Below are 25,496 nucleotides of genomic sequence, written 5' to 3' on the forward strand. Positions count from 1 at the left end.
CAATGGCCTCAAGCCGCTTCATTGATAATGTCAGAATATCCATTTTGTTCTAAATAAAGCGCTAATGATTTATCTCCGCTTTTAATAACACGTCCTTTATAAAGAACATGTACCGTATCAGGAATAATATAATTAAGCAGGCGTTGGTAGTGCGTAATAACCAAAAATGAACGCTTTGAATCACGGAGTTTATTAACACCATCTGCAACAATTTTTAGTGCATCAACATCTAAACCAGAATCCGTTTCATCTAAAATGCAAAGTTTAGGTTCAAGAAGCGCCATTTGCAAAATTTCAGCGCGTTTTTTTTCTCCACCTGAAAAACCTACATTTAATGGACGTTTTAACATATTCATATCTATTTTAAGTTTGGAAGAAGTTTCTTTAACACATTTTATAAATTCAGGAATTTTAAGTTCTTCATTACCACGCGCTTTGCGTTGAGAATTCATCGCAACTTTTAAAAATTCCATCATTGACACTCCAGGTATTTCCATTGGATATTGAAATGCAAGAAAAACGCCATATACAGCACGCTCTGCTGGATCTATTTCTAAAAGTGACTTTCCATTATAAAGGATATCGCCTTCTATCACTTCATAATCATCACGACCAGCAAGCAAATAAGACAAGGTAGATTTTCCTGCCCCATTCTGTCCCATAATAGCAGCAACTTCACCATCTTGAACAGTCAAGTTCAAACCACGAATAACTTCTGTATCGGTCCCAACAATACGGGCACGCAAATTTTTTATCTCTAACATAATTTAATCCTGCTGTTTTGCCTCAAATGCGCTATTTACCTAAAACAATTATCCCACACTACCTTCAAGGCTAATACCAATGAGCTTCTGTGCTTCAACAACAAATTCCATTGGAAGTTTTTGAATGACCTCTTTTACAAAACCATTCACAATTAAGGCGATAGCTTCTTCTTCAGGAATTCCCCGCTGCATAACATAAAAAAGCTGGTCATCAGAAATTTTTGATGTCGTTGCTTCATGTTCAAACTGAGCTGTCGCATTTTTTGCTTCAATGTAAGGCACTGTATGGGCACCACAATCATTGCCGATTAACAAACTATCACATTGCGTAAAATTACGCGCATTCTGCGCTTTTCTATGTGCTATAACTTGTCCCCGATAAGTGTTATTTGCAAAACCAGCAGAAATTCCTTTGGAAACAATACGACTTGATGTATTTTTCCCTAAATGAACCATTTTTGTACCGGAATCAATTTGTTGGTAACCATTTGCAACAGCAATAGAATGAAACTCTCCACGTGAATTATCACCACGCAGTAAGCAAGACGGATATTTCCAAGTAATCGCAGAACCGGTCTCAATCTGTGTCCATGAAATTTTAGAATTATCGCCCCGACAATCTCCGCGCTTTGTAACAAAATTATAAATACCACCCTTTCCATCTTTATCGCCAGGGTACCAATTTTGTACTGTAGAATACTTAATTTCTGCATTTTTGAGCGCAACAAGCTCAACAACAGCAGCATGAAGCTGGTTTTCATCACGTTGAGGTGCTGTACACCCTTCAAGATAAGAAACGTAAGAATTTTCATCTGCAATAATCAATGTTCGCTCAAATTGGCCTGTATTGCGTTCATTAATCCTAAAATAGGTTGAAAGCTCCATAGGACAACGAACCCCTTTGGGAATATAAACAAATGAGCCATCTGTGAAGACAGCTGCATTTAAGGCAGCATAAAAATTATCACCCGCTGGCACAACTGTTCCTAAATATTCCTTAATAAGAGTAGGATGTTCGATAATCGCTTCTGAAATAGAGCAAAAAATAACACCAGCACGTGCTAACTCTTTTTTAAATGTTGTCACAACAGAAACAGAATCAAAGACCGCATCAACAGCCACGTGTCCTGATGCATAAATCCTATCATCAAAAGTAGAGAGGTCGGACTGTTTTCTCACCCCTGCCAAAATCTCTTGCTCTTTGAGAGGAATGCCAAGTTTTTCATATGTTGCCAACAATTCAGGATCCACTTCCTCCAAAGATTTTGGTCCTGTATGATTTTTAGGAGCAGCATAATAATGAAGCCCCTGAAAATCAATTTGGGGGTATTCAACACGTGCCCAATCAGGCTCTTGCATTATCAACCAACGGTGAAAAGCTTGTAAACGCCATGTTAGCATCCATTCAGGCTCACGTTTTTTAGCAGAAATAAATCTGATGATATCTTCGTTTAAACCTTTTGGAGCTTTCTCTGTTTTAATTTTTGTTTCGAAACCGTATTTATATTGATCAACACCTATTTCATGTACCTGGCGTATTGTTTCTTGTACTGCCGGCATAAACTTTCTCCATTCTTTTTCGCATCGAGAATCGGTGACTAAAGGTCTTGTTTTTAAAAGCTTGAAGCAAGCAATCCATTTTCTAGGCTATATGCAAAGTGGGAAAATTTCAATCACGCTTATTTTATTTTTAAAATAATTCTAATTCTTATAAATTTTACCTCTCTCTCTTATTTACAATTTGAGAAAAAAACAATAAAAAATCATCAATGCTTTTAGAAGTTGTACACCGTCCTGTTGAAATGCGAATTGCACCATTTGGAACATGATATCCCATTGCTTCCAAGACATGGCTTTGTTTTACTTTTCCCGAAGAACAAGCAGAACCTGCTGATACAGAAAACCCTGCAAGATCAAAACCAATTTGCATAGTTTCAGCTTTTATATTTCGCACAGCAAAATAAGTGGTATTTGGCAATCGCTGAACTCTTTTGCCAAAAATTTCAATATCATGACTTATTTTCTGTAGTCCATCTTCTAATTTATTGCGTAAATGCATTAACTGCTTTATTTCCTCTTGCGTGAAGCAATCAGCCATTGCTGCCCCAAAAGCAGCAATAAGCGGTAACGCTTCTGTTCCTCCACGCAAACCTTTTTCTTGTCCCCCTCCAACAATAAGAGGATCTGGCATGAGAAGGTTACCACATGAAACAAAAGCACCAATTCCTTTAGGTCCACCAATTTTATGTGCAGACAATATAAAAAAATCTCCCCCCATCTGATTAATATCAACAAAATTTTTGTCTACATATTGCGTCAAATCAACAATAAGAATGCCCCCAGCATTCCGAACGATAGCAGCTATTTCTTTTATTTTTTGGATAACACCAGTTTCACTATTTGCGGCTTGAATAGCAACAAGAGGGAGCCCTTTTGTGTTATCATGAGCTGTTAAGAGAGCTGTTAAGCGATCTTGTTGAATAAGACCATCTCGATCAACAGAAACTACGCTTGTCAGCTCTTTAGAAAAACGTCCTCCTTCTGCAATAGATGGATGTTCAGTCGCCCCAATGTAAAGGTGAGAAAATCTAACCTGTGAACTCCCCATATTATAAAAGGGTGTTAATAAGGTCATTGCTGCTTCACTCGCACCAGATGTAAATACAACATGATCTGGCTTTGTACTGAGCCTCTCAGCAATTTGCCGACGCGCTTTTTGCAATAAAGCTTTAGCAGCACGTCCTTCCGTATGGACTGATGATGGATTACCAAATATCTTTAGAGATTCCAATAATGCCATCCGTGCCATTTTTGTGAGCGGTGTTGTCGCGTTATGATCAAAATACCGGCGTTTTACAACCATTTTACATCGCAATCATTAATCTTTAAGAATTGATTTTAAAAAAAGTCGTGCAATTTTCTTGAAAAATGCACTCAAAACAGAATATCTAACGGTTCATGAAAATAAATAATCATGTAAAAATAGAATAAGCTAAGGTTCATGAAAGCCTTCATAGCATTTAAGGAGCATTTAATGCCAGAAATTATTTTTAACGGTCCCGCAGGTCGGCTTGAAGGACGTTATCAACCTTCACAACAAAAAAATGCACCAATTGCAATTATTTTGCATCCTCATCCACAATTTGGTGGAACAATGAACAATAAAATTGTTTATGATCTATTCTACATGTTTCAACAACGTGGCTTTACGACATTGCGTTTTAACTTTCGTGGTATTGGTCGCAGTCAGGGTGAATTTGATTATGGAATAGGAGAACTTTCAGATGCCGCTGCTGCACTCGACTGGGTGCAAACACAGCATCCTGATTCTAAAAATTGCTGGGTAGCGGGATATTCATTTGGTGCCTGGATTGGTATGCAACTCTTAATGCGCAGACCAGAAATTGAGAGTTTTATATCCGTTGCTCCTCAACCTAATATTTATGACTTTTCATTTCTTGCTCCTTGTCCCTCCTCTGGACTCATAATTCATGGTGATATCGATAAGGTCGCTCCCCCCAAAGATGTTCAAACACTTGTAGATAAGTTGAAAATGCAAAAAGGCATCATCATTACACAAGAAATACTGGAAGGTGCTAATCACTTTTTTAGCGGGTGCACTCAAGAACTTATTGAACGATGTGCACAATATTTGGATAATCATATGACAAATGAATTTCTCATTCCTTCATCTGAAATACTTTCACTTACTTAAAAATGCTGGAAATTTATAAAAAATGAAAAAAACATTCCGATAACAAATATGCCGCTTGTTTTTTAATGCTTTTTATAGCTTTCCTTCATATTACTTGCGTTTAAGGATAAAGAAAACATATCTTTTCATATCAAGGATAACACTTCTCCCTAGAGAATCCAAGTAAGATAGGCTCTGTGTTATTTTTCTCTAGCAATGTTTCGTTCTCTTGTGAAAGATGTACCATTTATGCTAGAGAGAGCTCATTAAAGGTCTATTATAAACAAATACAATATTCATCAGGAAATAAAATCCGTGCTTGCCTTTAAATCTGATTTTTTACACATTATGAGTGAACGTGGTTTTATCCACCAAATTTCGGATGAAAAAGGCTTAGATGCTCTTTTTTCAAAAGAAGTTGTAAGCGCCTATATTGGATTTGATCCTACAGCGTCGAGTCTCCATGCCGGAAGTCTTCTTCAAATTATGATGCTTCATTGGTTACAAAAAACCGGTCATCGGCCCATTGCTTTGATGGGTGGAGGAACAGGATTGATCGGTGATCCTTCCTTCAAGGACGAAGCGCGACCCCTTCTGACACAAGATGATATTGCTACAAACATCGCTAGTATTAAAAAGGTATTTGCTAACTATTTAACATTCGGTGAGAAAGAAACCGACGCATGTATCATCAATAATGCTGAATGGTTGTGCAAGTTAAATTACTTGGAATTTTTGCGTGATGTAGGAAAACATTTTTCCATTAACCGTATGTTGTCATTTGATTCTGTCAGACTCAGACTTGAACGCGAACATTCTTTATCATTCCTAGAATTTAATTATATGATCCTACAAGCGTATGATTTTGTTGAGCTTTATAAGCGTTATGGGCTCCGTATGCAAATGGGTGGCTCTGATCAATGGGGCAATATTATCAACGGAATCGAGTTAGGACACCGCTTAGGAACGCCACAGTTATATGCATTTACTTCACCATTGCTGACAACTTCTTCCGGTGCAAAAATGGGTAAGTCGTTGAACGGAGCTGTATGGCTTAATGCCGATATGCTTTCACCTTATCAATTCTGGCAATATTGGCGCAACACAGAAGATTCTGATGTTACAAGATTTTTAAAGCTTTATACCACACTACCAATGGATGAGATTCTCAAACTTTCTGCATTACAAGGGACTGAAATTAATGAAGCAAAGAAAATTCTTGCAACAGAAATTACAGCAATGTTACACGGACGCGATCTTGCGAATACAGCAGCAAAAACTGCTCGTAAAACTTTTGAAGAAAAAACATTCGGAGAAAATCTTCCAACTATCGAAATCAACGCTTCAGACTTAAAAACGGGTACTGGATTGTTGGCTCTTCTAGTACAAGCAGGATTAGCAAAATCGAACAGTGAAGCACGGCGACATATTCAAGGGGGAGGTATCCGTGTCAATGATCAAATTGTTGAGGATGAAACATGTCTTATTCTTGAAGAAGATATTAATGCACAAGGAATAATTAAACTTTCCTTCGGTAAGAAAAAACATGTTTTGATAAAACCGCTATAATCTATTTATGATTTTTTGTTCCCATTTTATATTTGTCTGGCGCACAATGCTTATACTTCTCATGCTGATCTTATTTTCTCCATTCAATTCTTATAATATAATGCGCTCTGTACAACTATAAAAATTCTTCGAAATAATTATCCCTTAGAGAGTTGAAGCATTATTTCTATGCTTTATTCTTGTGCTCAATGATTATATGTATTCTCATACGCAATGCTGACGCAAAAAAGAAAGGCACAACAATGACAAGACAGATGAAAGGCACTTCCGCTCCTGATTTTGATTTGCCACGCGATGGTGGGGGCCGTTTATGTCTTTCTGATCTTCAAGGAAAGCCTATTGTTTTATATTTTTACCCGAAGGATGACACCAGTGGGTGCACAAGTGAAGCAATTGATTTTACGCGACTAAAGAGAAAATTTGATGAAATCGGAGTTGTTATTATTGGGATATCTCCAGACAATATCGATAAACATAATAAATTCAAAACAAAGCACGGAATCGATATTATCCTTGTTTCCGATGAAGAAAAAACGACACTTCAGGCTTATGGTGTTTGGGTTGAAAAAAGCATGTATGGGCGCAAATATATGGGGGTTGAACGAAGCACTTTTTTGATTGATTCAACTGGAACAATATTGGAAGAATGGCGCAAAGTTAGCGTATCTGGACACGCCGAAAATGTTTTAGCTTGCTGCTACACTTTTTATCGTAATAGCTCATAACTCATAAACTTAATGGAATGGAGCAATGTGTCTATAAAATGCAAAAATTATCCTACCAAATTAGCTTTTTTGCTAAGGGATAAATCTGTGCCTAACGGAATAAAATTAACGGACCAAGAAATAAGCCTGCACAGCTTGAGAAATATTGTTATGATCAATCAATATCTTCAATTTCTTGATCTTTTCCGTAAATGCGTTGGGCAAGTGCTGCCTCTATAAACGTATCCAAGTTGCCATTCAGTACCGATTGTGGATCAGTATTTTCAACGCCTGTGCGCAAATCTTTGACAAGCTGATAGGGCTGAAGAACATAAGATCTAATTTGGTGTCCCCATCCTATTTCTGTTTTAGAAGATTCAACAGCATTCGTTTTTTCTTCCCTTTTTTTGAGCTCTTGTTCATAAAGCCGTGCACGTAACATAGACCATGCAGTTGCTCGATTTTTATGTTGAGAACGTTCTGTTTGACATTGGACAACAATCCCCGTTTTTATATGCGTGATGCGAACTGCAGAATCCGTCGTATTGACATGCTGCCCTCCAGCTCCTGAGGAGCGATATGTATCAATACGAACATCCGATTCAGAAACATCAACCTCAATATTATCATCAATAACCGGATAAACCCAGATACTTGCGAAAGAAGTATGGCGTTTTGCATTGGAATCATACGGTGAAATGCGCACCAAACGATGAACACCTGATTCTGTTTTCAACAGACCATAAGCATTATGCCCTTTTACGAAAATAGTAGCTGATTTTATTCCCGCTTCTTCTCCATCGTGTATTTCTAAGATTTCAACCTTCATTTTATGCTGTTCAGCCCAGCGCATATACATGCGTAAGAGCATTAAAGCCCAATCCTGGCTTTCAGTGCCACCTGCACCAGCATGAACCTCTAAATAAGTATCATTTGGATCTGCTTCTCTTGAAAGAAGCATATCAATTTGCCTTTTATCTATCTCATTTTTAAGATTACGTATTAAATTTTCTGCATCATTGATAATTTCGACATCACTTTCTTCTTCACCCATCGCGATGAGTTCAATGCATTCTTCAAGAGTCTTTGTAAATGATTGAATACCACTGATTGAATCATCAAGACGTTGACGCTCACGCATCATATCTTGCGCTTGTTGCGCATCATTCCAAAATGATGGTTCTTCTGCTTTTTGATTGAGATATTCAAGACGTTTTAATGATTGATCCCAGTTAAAGATGCCCCCTTAGCAACTTGATTGCCTGCTGGATTTCATCAACTAATGTTTCTATCTCTGCTCGCATAATTTAACACCGTAGTTTTTATTTTTTTAACATTTTTTTTCATTTATGCTTCTTGGCATTTTATACAAATTCAATGATCAAGTAAGTCGAATGGTATGGCATTATAACCTATTCACCGTAGGTTATAATGCGAAAAAATAGATAAAAATTACTTTTCGTCCACCAGTTAGTTAAAGGAGACTCTTCTCGGTTAATACAATCCACCTGTACCACTTTCAAGAGCCTTATTAACCTGTGGAGAAGTCGTTCCTGAAGGAATACCTTCCTGAAAAGAATTCGTGCTACCAATTACCTGGTATATATTAGCAGGTCCAGTTCCTGGTTTAAATGCTTCTAGAATGACATCACGATCTCCTGCTTCAGCAAGCATACCTGTTTTACGATTAATCGGCATTAAAATCATACCTTCTGGCATCTTAAATGGCATATCTGGCTTCTCTTTTAGAGCCGCTGCCATAAATTCACCAAAAATAGGTGCTGCCAGCGAACTTCCTGTTCCATTGTATCCTAACGGTGCTGGTTTATCGTAACCGATAAAAATACCAACAACAAGATCGGGGGTAAATCCCATAAACCACGCATCTTTAGAGTCATTAGTTGTTCCTGTTTTTGCAGCAATATGCCGATTGAGGAAACGTAAACGTGCCGCTGTACCGCGCTGAACGACCCCCTCCATCATTGATGTAATTTGATAAGCTGTCATAGGATCAAGAACTTGATCTCGCTCATCAATCAATGTGGGTTCACTTTGATTATCCCATGACTGAGCATTACAATTTTCACAGAGACGATCATCATGACGGTAAATCGTTTTTCCATAACGATCCTGAATTCGGTCTATCAGAGAAGGATGAATAGAGCGCCCCCCATTGGCAATAACTGAATAAGCTGTAACCATCCGTAAAACTGTTGTTTCGCCAGCTCCTAAAGCCATGGGGAGATAAGGTTGCAATTTATCTACAACACCAAAACGCTCTGCATATTCAGCGACAATAGGCATCCCCATATCATTGGCAAGTCGTACCGTCATAAGATTACGAGAATGTTCGATGCCATAACGCAGTGTTGAAGGTCCGGCAAAGGTGCCACGATAATTTTTAGGCTGCCAAATTTCACCATTATATTGGCGAATTTCAATGGGACCATCTAAAATAACAGATGCTGGTGTATATCCATTATCGAGTGCTGCTGCGTACACAAAAGGTTTGAAAGCAGAACCAGGCTGACGATAGGCTTGTGTTGCACGATTAAATTCAGACGCTGCAAAAGAAAATCCTCCCATCATCGCTAGAACACGCCCTGTATGAGGTTCCATAGCAACAATTGCACCCTCAACCTTTGGGATTTGTTGTAAACGATAAATATTGTCTGTGTTTGAAGTTTTTTCGACAAAAATGACATCTCCAACTTGCAGGACATGAGATAAATCCTGAACAGTTCTTCGATGGCCATTTTCTTTAACAATATGTAATGCCCATTTTGAATCGGCTTCAGACAAAACAGCAACTTCCCGCTTTGTTGATAATAAACCTGGAACTTCGCGCTTTGGTTGCAAACCAATTTCTACTTTATTTCCGTTAGCAGAAAGAACAACTGCTAAACGCCATTCAGGAACATCACTTAACCTAGCAATATTTGCAAGTTCTATACCCCAATCATCTTTCTTATCAATATGTCCGTAAGCTCCGCGCCATCCCTGCGAATGATCGAATTTAATTAATCCATTGTGCAAAGCACGCCGGGCAATAAGTTGCAAATGTGGATCAAGCGTTGTGCGAATTGAAAGTCCACCTTCGTAAAGTGTTTGAGTTCCATAGCGATGGATTAAACGGCGCCGCACTTCTTCAGTAAAATAGTCAGCAGCAAAAACATAGCTATCGCTACCGCGCATTGTAGCTCCTAAAGGTTTTGCTTTAGCTTTTTCACCTTGTTGACGCGATACATATCCATTTGCAACCATTCGATCTATAACCCAATTGCGCCGATTAATAGCGCGTTGTGTATTTTTGAATGGGTCATAATTTGCCGGCCCTTTCGGAAGAGCAGCCAAATAAGCACACTGCTCTAAGGTAAGATCATTGACAGATTTATTGAAATAGGTCAAAGATGCTGCTGCAATACCATAAGTGCTGCGACCAAGATAAATTTCATTGAGATAAAGTTCGAGAATATGATCCTTCGAATAAGTCTTCTCGATACGCATCGCCAAGATAGCTTCCTTTAATTTACGCTTCAACGTTGCGTCTGAACTTAAAAGAAAGTTTTTAGCGACCTGCTGTGTAATAGTTGACGCTCCTTCTGGACGCTTTCCAGAACCAATATTGCGAATATTATTGATCAAGGCTCTAGAAAGCCCTTCGGGATCTAAACCAAAATGATGATAAAAATTTTTGTCTTCGGCCGAAATAAAAGCATCCTTAAGAAGCTTTGGTATTGACTGAATTGGTAAATAGAGGCGATGTTTTGTTGCAAATTCTGCCATAAGGCTACCATCAGAAGCATGGACGCGACTCATCACAGGGGGCTCATAGAGCGAAAGAACTTCATAATCAGGAAGCGCGCTCGCCTGGCTCTTTGCCATCACTCTCTGCATCATTGCTCCCCAAAACCCAATCGCAACAACAAAACTCAGAAGATATCTAAAAAAAATCATTATCAAAACGGCTATCGCTTTCTTCAGAATTGGTCAAAGGAAAAACACATTACCTCACCAGCAACAGGGGTGTCACCGCCACTAGATTGAGACAAAGAAAAAATTGTTTTCCATCTTTAATATTTATACTAGATAGAAGCTCATATTGATACTCTATTTCTTCCCCAATTTAAAGAGGTTGCATAATTTTCTGTCTATACTCGGCGAATTGACGAATAGAATGAGCAATAGAAGCAGCCATTTGTTTTCTCCATTGAGGATTGTTTAATAATTCTTCATCTTCTTTATTTGATAAATAACCTATCTCTATCAAGATAGAAGGAACATCTGGAGCTTTTAAAACTTGAAAATCAGCATATCGATGAGGGTTATTTATCAAATTGATATGACTCTTTGATAAATTTGCGATAACACTATTAGCAAAATTAATTGAAAATGTATGCGTTTCACGTCGAGTCAGATCAAGCAAAATATCTGTCACTTCAAGGGATTCTTCTGCGGGTAAACCGTCAAGCAGATCAACCTTATTTTCACTTTCAGCTAAAGATTTTGCAATTGCATCAGATGCCTTGTCTGATATGGTATATACTGTCGCACCGCGAAGAGAATGCATATCAATGCTATCTGCATGAATAGATATGAAAAGATCAGCACCCAATTCCTGTGCCTTCTTAACTCTTTCGCTTAATTTTAAAAAGATATCAGAATCGCGTGTTAACACAACGGTAGTATGAGAATCTTTTTTTAATTCATCTCGCAATGCACGTGCAAAAGCTAGGGTTACATCTTTTTCTAAAATTCCAGTAATCCCTCGCGCACCACCGTCAATTCCACCATGTCCAGGATCAATAACAACACGAAAATTGCTTATAAGACTTATCTGTGTTTTTGTATTGGGGTCAGCTTTTTGTTGATTTTTTAATACCTCATCAAACTTTTTTTGTGTGCTTTGGGTAATATCAATCAAGAGTTGCCACAAACCATTATCTAATTTTTGTACTGTATTTTTGTCAACAACAAACGGAATTTTGCTTGTCAAAATAATACGTGAAGTCCGTATATCAGAGAAACCGTAACGCACATCTGAAAGCATACTTGATAATGTATTCTGTTTCTTTAAAGGTGTATTTTTCGGTGAAAAATCAACGATAGGTAAATTGATAACCAAACGTGCAGGCCTATCCAAAATCTGTAAACGAACACTTGGTTCAGCATTAAAAACTGCAATAATACGCGTGCGCGCATTATCACCAATGGTCCGCAAATTGACAAGTTTTAGGGCATCTGCAGCTTGAACATTTGTTTGGAATATTAAAAAAAACAATAAATAGTATGTGAAGTGCAAAATAACATTCCAATAGGCTGCTTTCGTCTTTTTGGTAGAAAACCCTCTTATCATAAAGCAAAATACTCTCTCTACATTAACAATAACACGCCTCAGTCATAATAAAAGTGATACAACGATTTGCACACTTTATTTTCCAATAAATGTTAAATCTTTCAAACACAAACACTAACAAACTAAATTAAGGCAATAAGGATATTATAATGACATATATTGATATTGTTACTTGCCAAAAGCGTGATATCAACATAAAAGAGCATTTACGCTTTCTAGTTGATAGATAGTAGCCATCTAAATTATCTGTAGTCCATATTAAGTTGTCTTTAAAAGAGCTGTTGTATGTTACACATTTAGGCTTTTTATGGATGAAAAATCTTTATGTCATAAAAGCTAGGATTGCGTTATAAGATTCGTTGGTTCGGATATCTGAACTGTTTTAAAGATTGTTTTGCCGGAGATTTTTAAGAAATATGAGTCATACAAAACAGATGGAAATGATGATTAAAAATGCTGTAAGTACAATCATGCATCTGCATGTGATACCCCATTCTGTTTTGCTGATACCTCCCTTTTATGGCAGACAGCCTTTTATGTTTGCGAATAGTTATACTGTTCATTTGAATAAAATTGCGCATGTCGCCTTCAGGATTTTAAATTATGTCAAACAAAATGCTTATAGATGCCTCCCACCCGGAGGAAACACGTGTTGTTGTTGTTCACGGAAACAAAATTGAAGAACTTGATTTTGAATCAGAACATAAAAAGCAGCTCAAGGGGAATATTTATCTAGCACGTATTACCCGTGTAGAGCCATCTCTCCAAGCGGCTTTTGTCGAATATGGTGGCAACCGCCATGGTTTTTTGACATTTTCTGAAATTCATCCCGATTATTATCAAATTCCTATCGCTGATCGCCTCGCTCTTCTTGAAGAAGAAGAAAAAGCTTCTGGCGGAGAAAATCATTCAGATGCTCTCATTGAAGAAACAAACAAAAATAAAAAACGCTCCAGAAAAACAAAAAAAGATCAGAAAAACAAAATCATGGCAGCAGATGTTGAAAATGCTATTATATCTGATGCAATAACAACTGATGATGCAGAAGAAGCTTTTGATTCAGATATTTCTCATGACTATATCGAAATGGTTGGTACAGAAGATGTACGTGAAGAACTCCCCACTTATCAGCGTAGACAAGGACGTCAGTATAAAATTCAAGAGGTCATTAAACGACGTCAAATTTTGTTGGTGCAAATCATCAAGGAAGAGCGTGGCAATAAGGGCGCTGCACTCACGACGTATTTATCCCTAGCAGGACGTTATTCTGTTTTAATGCCCAACACAGCACGCGGTGGTGGTATTTCACGAAAAATCACAAATATACAAGATCGCAAGCGTCTTAAAGAAATTGTGAAAGAATTAGCAGTTCCAAAGGGTATGGGAGTTATCCTAAGAACTGCTGGAGCAAATAGAACAAAAGCTGAAATCAAACGCGATTATGAATATCTTACACGGTTATGGGATACTGTTCGCACTTTAACACTTAAATCAACTGCACCATGCCTTGTCCATGAAGAAAGCAATCTTATAAAGCGTTCTATCCGCGATCTTTACAATAAGAATATCAATGAAATTCTTGTATCTGGTGATCAAGGATATCGTGAAGCAAAAGACTTCATGCGGATGCTGATGCCAAGTCATGCAAAAGTTGTGCAACCTTATCGCGATCTTATCCCTATTTTCGTGCAAAATAATATCGAAATTCAACTTGATAAAATGTTGCACCCACAAGTTTCTTTAAAATCTGGTGGTTATCTTGTTATTAATCAAACAGAAGCGCTCGTTGCTATTGATGTAAATTCTGGACGTTCCACCAAGGAACATTCTGTCGAAAAAACAGCATTACAAACCAATCTTGAAGCCGCAGAAGAAATAGCACGTCAATTACGCTTGCGTGATCTCGCTGGTCTGATTGTGATTGATTTCATTGATATGCTTGAAGATCGCAATGTTAGGATGGTTGAAAAAAAGTTGAAAGATTGCCTAAAAAACGATCGTGCCCGTATTCAAGTTGGTCACATTTCACATTTCGGCCTTCTGGAAATGAGTCGTCAACGTATTCGTATATCGGTTTTAGAAAGTACAACACAACCCTGCCCGCATTGTGCTGGAACAGGAAATATACGCTCTGAATCATCAATTGCTTTACATGTCATGCGCTCAATTGAGGAATATCTTCTTCATAATCCGCAATATAATATTATTGTACGCACGCCCGTAGCAACGGCACTTTATGTGTTAAACCACAAGCGAAATATTCTTGTTAATTTAGAAGCACGTTTTAAACTTAATATTAGTATTGAAGCAGATGATAACATTGGAACGCAACATCTCATTATTTCTAAAGGTACAATAGCAGCAGCATTTTCTCAGCAGCCTCCATTAGTTTTTGAAAATGACAGTAAAAAAGAAATTAAGGATGCAATCGTAACAGAGGGCATATCTACCGAAGATAAAACACCCGTTGAAACAAATAGACGACGTCGGCGTAAAAATCGGCAAGATGAGAGAAATGACAATTCTCTCTCCACTGTTTATAAAAAAGACGATACACTTAATGATGATTCCCGTCGTCGGGGACGTCATCGGGGACGTCGCGGCGGTCGCGGTAATCAGGAAAATAATTCTTATCAGATTTGTATTCCTTATGCAGAACCAGTGGGAGACTTTGCTAAACAGACCTTGGTAGAAATTAAAGCAGCGCACCGCAAACATCGTGTTCCAATTGCTAAGCCTATTGAATTTGAAGAAGTAGAAAGCGATACACAACACTTAGGTATACAACAGGATGAAACTGTAAAAGTTGATACAGTCGCTAAACCTAAAACACATAAAGTGCGTTCATCAAAAACACTGCAAAATCAGCAAATCCTTGAAAACGATCAAAGTATAATAACCCCAGAACCTTTAGAAGAAAAATCTACAGACAGCTCGATACATAAAGTGAAAACAAAGAAAGTAGATAAATCTGCTCATGAGGTGGTAGAAAAAACTCCTGCAAATGGTAAAAAATCAACACGAAAAACACGCGAAAAATCACTCCCTGATAAATCAACGCAAACAAAAGAAATATCAGAACAAAAAACTGCAATAAAAGAAGTTGGCGAACTAACTCATTCCCAAATTAAAGAGACAGTCAACCAATCCGTTGTTATATCATCAATACCTGATGATGCTTCCAAAGCTAAGCGTGTTGGTTGGTGGAAACGCAGAACACTTTCCAAAAATTAAGTATAAAAAAACCGCCACAAATATTTATGGCGGTTTAAATAGAAAAACATAGAAAAATACTTCAAATACACTCTTCTACATTATGTATTTATTAATTTTGTTTTGCTTTTTCTTGCTCAGCCCGCATACGATCTTCAATCTCTTTTTGTTTTGATTGAATGGCTTGTTGCAACTTTATTTGTTCTTGTTGAAAATCCTTTTCCTCTATACCAGGACCTGTGTAGGCGGCTGTAAATCCATTAAGAGAAAATTCAATAGGATTAGCTGAACCACGGAAATTAATTGTGGTTACAACCATCTTCGAACCACTTTTCATAGCAGCAATGAGCTTATCATCTAAGACATCATTGGCGATACAACTTGGTCCATTACAAATAATATAAGGAACTTTTTTAGAAAAATTATCTCCAATTTGAATATGAACACCTTCTGGCAAAAAACGACCTGTAGGCACTTGAACGCCTATACGTCTTTCATTTTGTTTTCCTTTTATTTCAACAAGATTAAAAGCCGTCAAAGGTTGTCCAGTATTTGATACAACAGTATTCATTGTATTACAAATATCAACATCATGCTGTTTACTGCAAACCTTATACCAACCTTGAGATAAAGTCTGCGCACTCGCAGGAGCATGGATTGTAAGAAAAAGGGCAACAGCTCCAGCTAATCCTGAAACGGCAAAATAGACATTTTTATGCGACATGATTAAGTTAATCCTTTCAACGCGCTTTTACAATAACCCCAACATGAGGAATATTAAATATAATTTCAATCAAGTGTCTTAAATTAAACCAATGAAATAACACCTCTTTTTATGCCTCTTACTTCAATACAAAGACAAAAGTCAAATTTGGAGAAAGAAAGCTACAAACAGGCAGTTAAACCTTTATGCACTTATGCAGTACCCCCTTTTTATCGCATTGGCTTTTTATGAAATTCATTCATAAAATATCTTAGTGCAGTAGAACAAGATTGCATAAACGAATCAATATTGCAATATTTAAAGTAAATCCCTGTGTTATTCTACAGTTCTCATTATTTTATGCTTTTTCTTTACATTTATAATTTTTCTTTTAAGTCATGGGGGCTCTAGCAACTGGTATTACAATGCATGGAGCTCCAAAATTATCGGATATTTGATTATTTTCCTTATGCATCTCCCAATGCAAATCGAAAAGGTAAAGTGACTTATGGTGTTGTTGGAACATTTGATGGATTAAACGCCTTTGTAATCCGCAGTTTTTGGACAATTGTAAGGGGACTTTTCGCTGATAAACAGTTTTCTGGTCTTGTTTATGAAACAGTGATGGTACGCTCTCGTTATGGAGATGTTACACTTTATAGTTTTCTGGCAGAAAAAGTTGAATTAAACAATGAGCGCACTGAAATTACCTTTTTTCTTAATCCAAAGGTGTGATTTTCAGATGGAAAGCCTATCACAGTTGAAAACTTTTTATTCACAATAAATCTACTAAAAGATAAAGGAATATCTCCTTTTGATCGCTATATGAAACGTATAAAATCTGTCGAAGAAATTGGAAATTATAATACTAAATACACTTTCTAAATTCAAAAGATTGCGAATTTCCACTTCTTTTGGCAAAAGTAATGCACATATTACCAAAACAGGCATTAATGTTGATGATTTTGAAAAAAACGGTTTAAATAAAATCCCAGGAAGAGGTCCCTATATTATTGAGCATGTTGATTGGAGTGAATGTACTGTCTATAAATGTAATCCTCACTACTAAGGTCACAATCTTCTTGTTAATAAGAATTAAATAATTTTTATATCATTCAAATTGAATATTTTAGAAATGATACGGCACGTTTTGAATCTTTCAAAAAGAGCATGATTGATGTCTTTATTTAAAACAAATCCAAATTTTTGGCGAAACTCCTACAATTTTCCTGCTGTTCGCGAATGGCGTATTATTAAAGAAAATTTTTCAAAAGATCCCCCGCTGATCTTATCAGATTTGTTTTTAATACGCCTCCCACGCTTTATTAAAGATCAAAGAGTAAAGAAAAGTGTTATCGATACTGTTCGATTTTGAATGGGTTAATCATCATCTTTTCAATAACTATCTATACCAAAACAGAAGGTTATTAAGATAGATCTATTCTTTCATCTGTTGGTAAACCAGCAACCAAAGAAGAAAAGGTACTTTTAGCGCCCTATCTTTATCCGGTTTTTCCTGAAATCATGGATGGAAATTGGCGTATTTCCAAAATGGATGCTTCGGGTATGAATCAATTAACCTACTCAAAAGGCTTTGGAACTCTTACAAGAAGCGGATTTTACAAAAAGAAACAACAGAGCTATCGCCCCCAATGATTTGCTTTTTCAATTTGAAATCATGACGCGATCACTTAAAGAAGAAAAGATTGCACTTACATTCCAAAGTACTTTGTTACGTCTTGGCATTTCATGCCGAAATAAAAACCGTTAATGATAGCTAATATCAAAACCGTTTAGGAATGTTTGATTATACCAAAATTAAAAAATTCTCTATCACCAGGAAACGAACAAATAAATCGCTGGAGCTTCACTTCTAGAAATTTGAAAGGGAGTTTTAATTTTGCTCCAGCCGCTCATCCTGCTATAGATGAGATGATAAAAGCGATACTCGACGTGCATTCAGATATTGATTTCATTGCAGTAGTTTGTGCTTTGGATAGTTCTTATTTATGGAAGTTATTATATACTTCTTTATCACTTGCCAGAACAATGGATAGCGCGTTGGTCATATATTAACACCCCACTTATACACCACTTACGGATATCGTCTTCTAGCTTGGTGGCACGAATAAAAAATAAGAATAATCTTTATTATAAACTTGAAATTTGTTCTTATGAAAGCACAACAAATAAAATATTTTTATAGAATAATTTTATAAAAATGAGTGATAGCTTTAAAACAATAAAGAGAAAATTTCTAAACAGAACGCTGCTCTGCCATTTCTACAAGCTGTATCATAATCGTTACTACTCCAGCAAGTCTTTCATCCAATGTTGTCCAATCCCGAATAAAAATAATACTTTGATTTGGTCGAATTTTTGCCATCGAGCCTTGTTTTCCAATCCATTGAACAAGAGCAACACTGTTTGCAAAATAATTATTACGAAACTGTACAACGATTCCCTTTGGTCCAGTATCCAATTTTTCTACATGTGCTTTTCGACACAATGTTTTAATGTAAAAAACTTTAAGAAGGTGCTGAACTTCAAGTGGTAAAGGACCAAAGCGATCAATTAATTCAGCAGCAAATTCATCAATTTGTTCTAAATCATCAAGTTCTGTCAAACGACGATAAAGCCCCATACGTAATGATAAATCAGGCACGAAACTTTCTGGTATCATCACGGTTGTACCAAGTGAAATTTGGGGAGACCATTGCTTATCCTCATTTTGCTTGCCATCTTTTAATTCAGTAACAGCCTCTTCAAGCATTTTTTGATACAGCTCAAAACCAACTTCTTTTATATGCCCCGATTGCTCTTCACCTAAAAAATTTCCTGAACCGCGAATATCCATATCATGACTTGCCAATTGAAAACCGCTTCCCAAAGTATTAAGAGATTGCAAAACTTTAAGACGACGATCAGCAGCAGCCGTTAAAACTTTACCAGAAGGAAATGTAAAAAGTGCGTAAGCACGTTGTTTTGAGCGCCCTACTCTACCACGTAACTGGTAGAGAGCAGAAAGACCAAATATCTCAGCACGATGTACGATTAATGTATTGGCTGTTGGAATATCAAGACCTGATTCAATAATGGTTGTTGAGAGCAGAACATCATATTGTCCATCATAAAATGCATTCATAATGTTATCAAGTTGTCCAGCTGGCATTTGCCCATGTGCTACGACAAATTTAAGTTCGGGAACATGTGTTTTGAGATACTCTTCCACGAAAGCAAGATCGGAAATACGAGGGCAAACATAAAAACTTTGTCCACCACGGTAATATTCTCGGAGCAGAGTCTCCCGTATAACAAGCGTATCAAAAGGTGCAATAAAAGTACGTACTGCCATTCTATCAATGGGCGGAGTCGTTATCAATGAAAGCTCACGTACTCCCGATAAAGCCAAACCTAAAGTTCGTGGTATGGGGGTCGCGGAAAGTGTGAGAACATGAATATCACTTTTAAGCTCTTTTAAACGCTCTTTGTGTTTTACGCCAAAATGCTGCTCTTCATCAATGATAAGAAGTCCTAATCGTAAAAAATTAACTGCACCACTTAATAATGCATGCGTTCCAACGACAATATCAATCGTGCCATCTGAAACACCCTTTTTGACTTGTGTAAATTCCTTAGTTTTCACAAGCCTTGAAGCATGAGCAATTTTAACGGGTAATCCCTGAAAACGTGAAAGAAAAGTTTTGTAATGTTGTCGTGAAAGCAAAGTTGTTGGCACAACAACAGCAACCTGATATCCATTTAATGCTGCAACAAAAGCGCTTCGAATGGCAACTTCTGTTTTTCCAAAACCAACATCACCACATATTAAACGATCCATCGGTTTTCCTGATGCCAAATCCTCTAAAACAGCATCGATTGCATCCTTTTGATCTTCCGTTTCTTCATAAGGAAAGCATGCAACGAACTCATCAAATGGTCCAATTGGTGGAACAAAAGCAGGCGCAGAACGCGTGGCACGCTCTGCAGCTATATGGATCAATTGGCCAGCCATTTCCAATAAATGTTTTTTGAGTCGTGTTTTACGGGCTTGCCAGGCAACACCACCTAACTTATCTAAAATGACATCTGTTCCCTCTGAACCATAACGTGAAAGAAGTTCGATATTTTCAATAGGTAAAAAAAGCCGATCGCCTCCAGCATACTTAATTTCAAGACAATCTCGTAAAATTCCAGTTGCCGTAATGGTCTTAAGACCAACAAATTGCCCAATACCATGATCGATATGTACAACAATATCACCAGAATTTAAAGAAGCAATTTCAGAAATAAAATTTGTATTATGTTTACGCCGTCTTGGTGATCTTATAAATCGATCACCAAGAATATCCTGTTCTGCTATAACGACAAAATCTTCAGTCTCAAAACCGTGTTCTATCATCACAACAGCTGCTGATATACAATCATGAGGTGTTGCTCTGACAGTTTGCAAAGATTTTGCAACATCTATTTTTTTCAATCCATGCTCGTCAAGAACCTGCACCAAACGATTGAGAGACCCTTCACTCCAACAAGCTAAAAGCACCTTCTTACCCATCGCGCGCAATGAAGCAATATGATGAACAACACTTGAGAAAACATTTTTCTCTTGCGCATTGCGCTCTTTTACAAAATTATATCCCAGCTTAACATTCGCATGAATAACGGTTTGTCCAAAAGTTTTTGGAACATTAAAAGGCGTAAAATCAACACGTTGTCCGGATTGTTGTGCGATCTCTAAAACATGCTTTGGTGTTAAATAGAGAAGGTTAGGCTCTATCGGATGATAAGAAGTAGTATTTTCTTTATCATTTTCACGCTCTTTACGTGCATTATAATAATCCTCAATAAGGCGATAATGCTCAATGAGCACTTCTTCTATGAGATATTCAAAAACAAGTGGTAAATTACCACAATGATCAAAAAAACTATCAAGTTTCTCATAAAAAAATGGTAACCAATGTTCCATACCAGCAAAACGTCGCCCTTGAGAAAGAGCTTCATAAAGCATGTTATTTTTTTGTGATACACCAAATGTACGGATATAATTGCTTTTAAATCGGCTAATAACCTCAGGTGTAAGAACAACTTCACTCATCGAGTGTAACAAAAATTCAGTTTTTTTATTGATTGTTCTTTGTGTTTCTGAATCAAACACACGGATGGTTTCCAAGGTATTTCCAAAAAAATCAAGCCGTAAAGGTTCAACATCAACGGGAGAAAAAATATCAAGAATTCCCCCTCTCACAGCAAATTCCCCAACATCACGGACAACCGTAACACGTTCAAAACCATTGGATTCTAAAAATTGAATTAAACGCCCCATGCTAGTACGCTGGCCAACACGTGCATAAATCATCTGAGTTTCAATTAATTCACGAGGAGGTAATTTTTGTATAATTGCATTTGCTGTTGTTAATATAATTGCAGGGCGTGGATTTTGACGCAAATTTGCTATATGTGCCAAAGCTGATAGTCGACGTGCTGTAACAGCAATTCCAGGTGACACACGATCATAGGGTAAGCAATCCCATGCAGGAAATTCAAGTACAGGCAAATTGGGCTCAATAAAATTTAAAACTTGCTGTAAATGAGCAATTTTTGTTCCATCGCGAACAACATAGATAAGTGGTTTACCCTGTGCAATTTCTGAACTCAATTTAGCAAGTGCAAAGGCTTCAAACCCATCAGTAACTCCATCAAAAATCATGTGAGCAGAAATATTTTTGGGAATGACAATTTTTTTTAATATAGGCATCGAAATCAATTTAAATTTATACAAACATGGTAATTTATAATGTCACGAAAGAGCGGGCCATCAACTTCAGAAGGTGGTGAAATTTCTCCTGTAATCCAGGTCAGTAAATCGCGATCATCAAAAGACATAATATACTCAAGTTCAGAAAGCATTTTATTACTCATTTCACCAATATGAGCATCTACATAGTGCCCCAAAATTAAATCTATTTCACGAATACCTCGATGCCATGCACGAAAAATCAATCGGCGACGACGTATGTCCAGTTGATTTTCGTCAACGACAAAAACTGTCATAAAAGTCTCCTTGAATTAGGTGAAAAGTAGTACGGATATAATATTCAATTTGTAGAATAATTTTTTTTACCTTACCTCTAGGGAAGTTCAACAATCTTTTTTTCCTTAAGTGTAATTCGACGATGCATTTGCTTAGCCAACCCATAATTATGGGTGGCAATAAGAGCAGAAAGACCAGATTGACGAACAAGTGCAGATAAAGCTTGAAAGACATAAGCTGAAGTAACAGGGTCAAGATTCCCTGTAGGCTCATCAGCTAAAAGAACTGAAGGGCCATTTGCTACTGCCCGAGCAATAGCAACACGTTGCTGTTCACCACCCGATAATTCCGATGGGCGATGATTAGCGCGGTGAGAAACACGCAAATATGTCAACAATTTAAGTGCACGATCTTCTGCTATGGATTTTTTAAATCCTGCTATCATTTGGGGTATTATGATATTTTCTAAAGCTGTAAATTCTGGAAGCAAATGATGAAATTGATAGACAAAACCGATATCATTTCGTCTTATAGCTGTTCGCTCATTATCAGAGCGTTTTGCACAAGAAACACCCCGTAATATCACATCACCAGCAGTTGGTTTTTCCAATAATCCAGCAATATGAAGAAGTGTTGATTTTCCAGCACCAGAAGGTGCCACAAGGGCTACAAGTTCACCAGGATTAAGAATAAAATTCGCTTTATCTAAAATAATGAGAGGTTTATGACTCTCAAAAAAATGTCGTTCGATCTCTACAAGCTCTAAAATAGCCGCCATTATTCATACCTCAAAGCTTGTACGGGATCCAGCTTAGCAGCTCGCCATGCCGGAATGAGAGCAGCAAGGAATGACAAAAATAGAGCCATTCCAGCAACCATGACTGTTTGTCTCCAATCAAGTTGGGCAGGTAATTTTGTTAAAAAATAAAGTTGCGGATTAAAAACATCGACATTAAATAGCCAAGATACAAAGTCTTGAATATGATTGATATTCACAGTTGCTATGACACCAAAAATTAACCCCAATACTGTTCCAACCAATCCAATCATCATCCCAGTGACTATAAATATACGCAAAATCGTACTTTTTTGTGCGCCCATCGTGCGCAAAATTGCGATATCATGACTTTTATCTTTTACAAGCATAATCAATCCTGAAACAATATTCAAAGCAGCAACAAGAACAATGAGAGAAAGAATAAAAAACATAACATTCCGTTCAATCTGTAAAGCTGAAAAAAAAGCCTGATTGCGCGTCCGCCAATCAATCAAATAGACTTGTTGATCAATAGCTTTCTCTACGATTGGTTTTATTTGATCAACAGCATCAGGATCATTCAGAAATAACTCTAAAGACTGAACCTTATCTCCCAAATTAAAAAACATTTGCGCTTCATAGAGAGGCATAAAAACGAATATTGAATCATATTCAGACATGCCAACTTCAAAAATAGCAGTCACTTTATAGGCTTTAACACGTGGTGTAACTCCAAAAGGAGTCGCATCACCATCTGGAGTAATGATACGAAGATCACTCCCAACCGTAAGCCTCAATTTTTCTGCCAAACCACTTCCAATCACAACACCTTCCTCTTTATCAAATTGAGCAAGCGATCCTAATTTAATATTTTGGGATACTGTTTTAAGTTTCTCTAAATCTTGTTTGCGCATACCACGAACTAAAGCACCAGACCCTCCTTGAAGGTCACCCTGCACAAGCGCTTGACCTTCAATAACAGGCAAAGCAAATTTCACACCATCCACGGATTCTAAAGAAGGAATAAGAGTTTTATAATCGGAAAAACCAGAATTAATTGTTTGAACAATAAGGTGTCCATTCATGCCAAGAATACGATTGAGAAGCTCTGTACGAAAACCGTTCATTACCGCCATAACAACAACGAGAGCAAACACCCCTAACATAATTCCAATGAGAGAAATAATTGAAATAACAGAGGCAACTACGTGTTTTTTATTAGGAATCATATAACGAAAAGCAATCATCCATTCATAAGATGAAAACCTTTTATTCCTCAACCACTTCATAGCACGCACGGCCTATTAAATTCTAAAAAACTGGTTGAGTACATTTTCAACCGTTAGAGATTTTTTAACACCCGTTTTTCGATCTTTAATTTCAACTTCATTTTGTGCAATACTTTTAGGCCCGACAATTATTTGTGTTGGGAGACCAATCAAATCCATTGTTGCAAATTTTGATCCAGGACGTTCATTTCTATCATCTAATAATGGATCAAAACCAGCCTGCATTAAGCCCGAATAGAGAGTTTCACACGCACGCGTACATTTTTCATCATTTGGTTTCATATTGATGATACCAAAATCAAATGGTGCTATCGACTTTGGCCAAATAATACCATTTTCATCATGAGAAGCTTCAATAACTGCGGCAACAAGACGCGAAGGCCCAATACCATAAGATCCCATAGAGACTAGATGTTCTTTTCCATCTTGTCCCATAACTTTTGCTCCCATCGGAGCAGAATATTTTGTACCAAAGTGGAAAATATGTCCTACCTCAATACCACGGGCTGATAAGCGGTCATTATCAGAAACCTTAGCCCACTCTTCTTCATTGTGCATTTCCTCTGTTGCTGCATAGAAAGATGTCCACTGTTTAACGATATTAGCTAAAACAGCTTTATCACTAAAATCGATTGAACTATGTGGAACGGTAAGTTCAAAAAATTTCTTATCACAGAATATAGCGCTTTCTCCCGTTTCAGCCAAAATAATAAATTCATGACTGAGTTCACCACCAATTGGACCTGTATCAGCACGCATGGGAATTGCTTTTAAGCCAAGACAAGAAAAAGTACGTAAGTAAGCTACAAACATACGATTATAAGATGTTTTAGAGCCTTCATAATCAAGATCAAAAGAATAAGCATCTTTCATTAAAAACTCTCGTGAGCGCATTACACCAAAACGTGGGCGGATTTCATCACGAAACTTCCATTGAATATGATATAAATTAAGTGGAAGATCTTTATAAGAATGAACATATGAGCGAAAAATGTCTGTTACCATCTCTTCGTTGGTTGGACCATAAAGTAAATCACGCTTTTGACGATCTTTAATGCGCAGCATTTCCAAACCATAATCATCATAACGACCACTTTCACGCCAAAGATCCGCAGATTGAACTGTAGGCATCAATATTTCTACAGCACCAGCTCGCTCTTGCTCCTCACGAATAATCTTACAAACTTTATCAAGCACCTTTTTACCCAAGGGAAGCCAAGAATAAATCCCTGATGTTTGCTGGCGAATCATACCTGCACGCAACATGAGTCTATGAGAAATAATCTCTGCTTCCTTGGGATTTTCTTTTAAAAGAGGAAGAAAATATTGAGAAAGACGCATTAAATAATTTAACTCCTAACCAAGCCCATTGTATCGAAAAAATTTTAATACACCATACGCTAATCGACAGCT

At 37.2% G+C, this 25,496-nt stretch carries 18 protein-coding genes; 6 read left to right on the forward strand and 12 right to left on the reverse strand.

Annotation, left to right across the window (positions count from 1 at the left end; genetic code table 11):
- Positions 1–8: 8 nt before the first annotated feature.
- The 3 genes from sufC to MF1_RS03320 form a co-directional block, all read right to left on the reverse strand.
- Complete coding sequence (sufC, locus tag MF1_RS03310; RefSeq protein WP_161510459.1) at positions 9–764, reverse strand: Fe-S cluster assembly ATPase SufC; 756 nt, start codon at positions 762–764, stop codon at positions 9–11.
- 48 nt (positions 765–812) lie between these two features.
- Entirely contained in the window at positions 813–2,324 is a 1,512-nt protein-coding gene (gene sufB, locus MF1_RS03315) for a Fe-S cluster assembly protein SufB (RefSeq protein WP_161510460.1), read from the reverse strand.
- 157 nt (positions 2,325–2,481) lie between these two features.
- Positions 2,482–3,627, reverse strand: a complete 1,146-nt coding sequence (locus MF1_RS03320) for a cysteine desulfurase family protein (RefSeq protein WP_161510461.1) — start codon at positions 3,625–3,627, stop codon at positions 2,482–2,484.
- Between the two features lie 171 nt (positions 3,628–3,798).
- Here MF1_RS03320 and MF1_RS03325 point away from each other — a divergent pair, with 171 nt between their 5' ends.
- The 3 genes from MF1_RS03325 (at position 3,799) to MF1_RS03335 (ending at position 6,752) form a co-directional block, all read left to right on the forward strand.
- Positions 3,799–4,479, forward strand: coding sequence for an alpha/beta hydrolase (locus MF1_RS03325; protein ID WP_161510462.1), 681 nt, complete (start codon positions 3,799–3,801; stop codon positions 4,477–4,479).
- Between the two features lie 294 nt (positions 4,480–4,773).
- A complete protein-coding gene (gene tyrS / locus MF1_RS03330; RefSeq protein ID WP_161510463.1) occupies positions 4,774–6,027 on the forward strand; it encodes a tyrosine--tRNA ligase in 1,254 nt (417 codons plus the stop codon).
- Between the two features lie 242 nt (positions 6,028–6,269).
- Entirely contained in the window at positions 6,270–6,752 is a 483-nt protein-coding gene (locus tag MF1_RS03335) for a peroxiredoxin (RefSeq protein WP_011179352.1), read from the forward strand.
- A gap of 154 nt (positions 6,753–6,906) precedes the next feature.
- Here the strand turns inward: MF1_RS03335 and prfB are convergent.
- From prfB to MF1_RS03350, 3 genes are all read right to left on the reverse strand, one after another.
- Positions 6,907–8,035, reverse strand: a protein-coding gene (gene prfB, locus MF1_RS03340; RefSeq protein ID WP_174235334.1) for a peptide chain release factor 2 whose coding sequence is annotated in 2 segments (ribosomal slippage) — positions 6,907–7,965 and positions 7,967–8,035 — 1,128 coding nt in all. Because the reading frame shifts where the segments join, the coding sequence is not laid out codon by codon here.
- Between the two features lie 190 nt (positions 8,036–8,225).
- Positions 8,226–10,691 carry a penicillin-binding protein 1A gene (locus MF1_RS03345; RefSeq protein WP_161510761.1) on the reverse strand — a complete coding sequence of 822 codons (2,466 nt, stop codon included), beginning with the start codon at positions 10,689–10,691 and terminating at the stop codon, positions 8,226–8,228.
- Positions 10,692–10,857: 166 nt separating this feature from the next.
- On the reverse strand, positions 10,858–12,087 hold the full coding sequence (locus MF1_RS03350) for an N-acetylmuramoyl-L-alanine amidase (protein ID WP_161510465.1): 1,230 nt from the start codon (positions 12,085–12,087) through the stop codon (positions 10,858–10,860).
- A 603-nt stretch (positions 12,088–12,690) separates the two neighbouring features.
- Between MF1_RS03350 and MF1_RS03355 the strand changes: the two genes are divergently transcribed.
- The gene (locus tag MF1_RS03355) at positions 12,691–15,321 is read left to right on the forward strand and encodes an Rne/Rng family ribonuclease (protein WP_161510466.1); all 2,631 of its coding nucleotides are present in this window, start codon (positions 12,691–12,693) and stop codon (positions 15,319–15,321) included.
- Between the two features lie 91 nt (positions 15,322–15,412).
- On the opposite strand, the gene MF1_RS03360 is transcribed toward MF1_RS03355, so the two are convergent.
- Positions 15,413–16,024, reverse strand: a complete 612-nt coding sequence (locus tag MF1_RS03360) for an invasion associated locus B family protein (RefSeq protein WP_161510467.1) — start codon at positions 16,022–16,024, stop codon at positions 15,413–15,415.
- A gap of 408 nt (positions 16,025–16,432) precedes the next feature.
- On the opposite strand from MF1_RS03360, the gene MF1_RS06840 reads away from it, so the two are divergent.
- A complete protein-coding gene (locus MF1_RS06840) occupies positions 16,433–16,738 on the forward strand; it encodes a hypothetical protein (protein ID WP_244614178.1) in 306 nt (101 codons plus the stop codon).
- A 442-nt stretch (positions 16,739–17,180) separates the two neighbouring features.
- Positions 17,181–17,378 (forward strand): hypothetical protein, encoded by a 198-nt coding sequence (locus tag MF1_RS06845; protein WP_244614179.1) that lies wholly within the window; start codon positions 17,181–17,183, stop codon positions 17,376–17,378.
- 882 nt (positions 17,379–18,260) lie between these two features.
- Here the strand turns inward: MF1_RS06845 and mfd are convergent.
- The 5 genes from mfd to proS form a co-directional block, all read right to left on the reverse strand.
- Entirely contained in the window at positions 18,261–21,761 is a 3,501-nt protein-coding gene (gene mfd, locus MF1_RS03370; protein WP_161510468.1) for a transcription-repair coupling factor, read from the reverse strand.
- A 5-nt stretch (positions 21,762–21,766) separates the two neighbouring features.
- A complete protein-coding gene (locus MF1_RS03375; protein ID WP_011179345.1) occupies positions 21,767–22,057 on the reverse strand; it encodes an FAD assembly factor SdhE in 291 nt (96 codons plus the stop codon).
- Positions 22,058–22,134: 77 nt separating this feature from the next.
- Positions 22,135–22,815 carry an ABC transporter ATP-binding protein gene (locus MF1_RS03380; RefSeq protein WP_014924046.1) on the reverse strand — a complete coding sequence of 227 codons (681 nt, stop codon included), beginning with the start codon at positions 22,813–22,815 and terminating at the stop codon, positions 22,135–22,137.
- Positions 22,815–24,083, reverse strand: coding sequence for a lipoprotein-releasing ABC transporter permease subunit (locus tag MF1_RS03385; RefSeq protein WP_161510469.1), 1,269 nt, complete (start codon positions 24,081–24,083; stop codon positions 22,815–22,817). The genes MF1_RS03380 and MF1_RS03385 overlap by 1 nt, the downstream gene beginning before the upstream one ends.
- Before the next feature lie 15 nt (positions 24,084–24,098).
- Complete coding sequence (gene proS, locus MF1_RS03390) at positions 24,099–25,424, reverse strand: proline--tRNA ligase (protein WP_011179342.1); 1,326 nt, start codon at positions 25,422–25,424, stop codon at positions 24,099–24,101.
- Positions 25,425–25,496 lie beyond the last annotated feature (72 nt).

It is taken from the genome of Bartonella quintana, assembly GCF_009936175.1.
GTDB classification, from domain to species: domain Bacteria; phylum Pseudomonadota; class Alphaproteobacteria; order Rhizobiales; family Rhizobiaceae; genus Bartonella; species Bartonella quintana.

Excerpts from the sequence above, each read along its gene's own strand:
- sufC (WP_161510459.1), bottom strand. The coding sequence starts at position 764 with ATGTTAGAGATAAAAAATTTGCGTGCCCGTATTGTTGGGACCGATACA.
- sufB (WP_161510460.1), bottom strand. The coding sequence starts at position 2,324 with ATGCCGGCAGTACAAGAAACAATACGCCAGGTACATGAAATAGGTGTT.
- MF1_RS03320 (WP_161510461.1), bottom strand. The coding sequence starts at position 3,627 with ATGGTTGTAAAACGCCGGTATTTTGATCATAACGCGACAACACCGCTC.
- MF1_RS03325 (WP_161510462.1), top strand. The coding sequence starts at position 3,799 with ATGCCAGAAATTATTTTTAACGGTCCCGCAGGTCGGCTTGAAGGACGT.
- MF1_RS03335 (WP_011179352.1), top strand. The coding sequence starts at position 6,270 with ATGACAAGACAGATGAAAGGCACTTCCGCTCCTGATTTTGATTTGCCA.
- MF1_RS03350 (WP_161510465.1), bottom strand. The coding sequence starts at position 12,087 with ATGATAAGAGGGTTTTCTACCAAAAAGACGAAAGCAGCCTATTGGAAT.
- MF1_RS03355 (WP_161510466.1), top strand. The coding sequence starts at position 12,691 with ATGTCAAACAAAATGCTTATAGATGCCTCCCACCCGGAGGAAACACGT.
- MF1_RS03360 (WP_161510467.1), bottom strand. The coding sequence starts at position 16,024 with ATGTCGCATAAAAATGTCTATTTTGCCGTTTCAGGATTAGCTGGAGCT.
- MF1_RS06840 (WP_244614178.1), top strand. The coding sequence starts at position 16,433 with ATGGAGCTCCAAAATTATCGGATATTTGATTATTTTCCTTATGCATCT.
- MF1_RS06845 (WP_244614179.1), top strand. The coding sequence starts at position 17,181 with ATGTCTTTATTTAAAACAAATCCAAATTTTTGGCGAAACTCCTACAAT.
- mfd (WP_161510468.1), bottom strand. The coding sequence starts at position 21,761 with ATGCCTATATTAAAAAAAATTGTCATTCCCAAAAATATTTCTGCTCAC.
- MF1_RS03375 (WP_011179345.1), bottom strand. The coding sequence starts at position 22,057 with ATGACAGTTTTTGTCGTTGACGAAAATCAACTGGACATACGTCGTCGC.
- MF1_RS03380 (WP_014924046.1), bottom strand. The coding sequence starts at position 22,815 with ATGGCGGCTATTTTAGAGCTTGTAGAGATCGAACGACATTTTTTTGAG.
- MF1_RS03385 (WP_161510469.1), bottom strand. The coding sequence starts at position 24,083 with ATGAAGTGGTTGAGGAATAAAAGGTTTTCATCTTATGAATGGATGATT.
- proS (WP_011179342.1), bottom strand. The coding sequence starts at position 25,424 with ATGCGTCTTTCTCAATATTTTCTTCCTCTTTTAAAAGAAAATCCCAAG.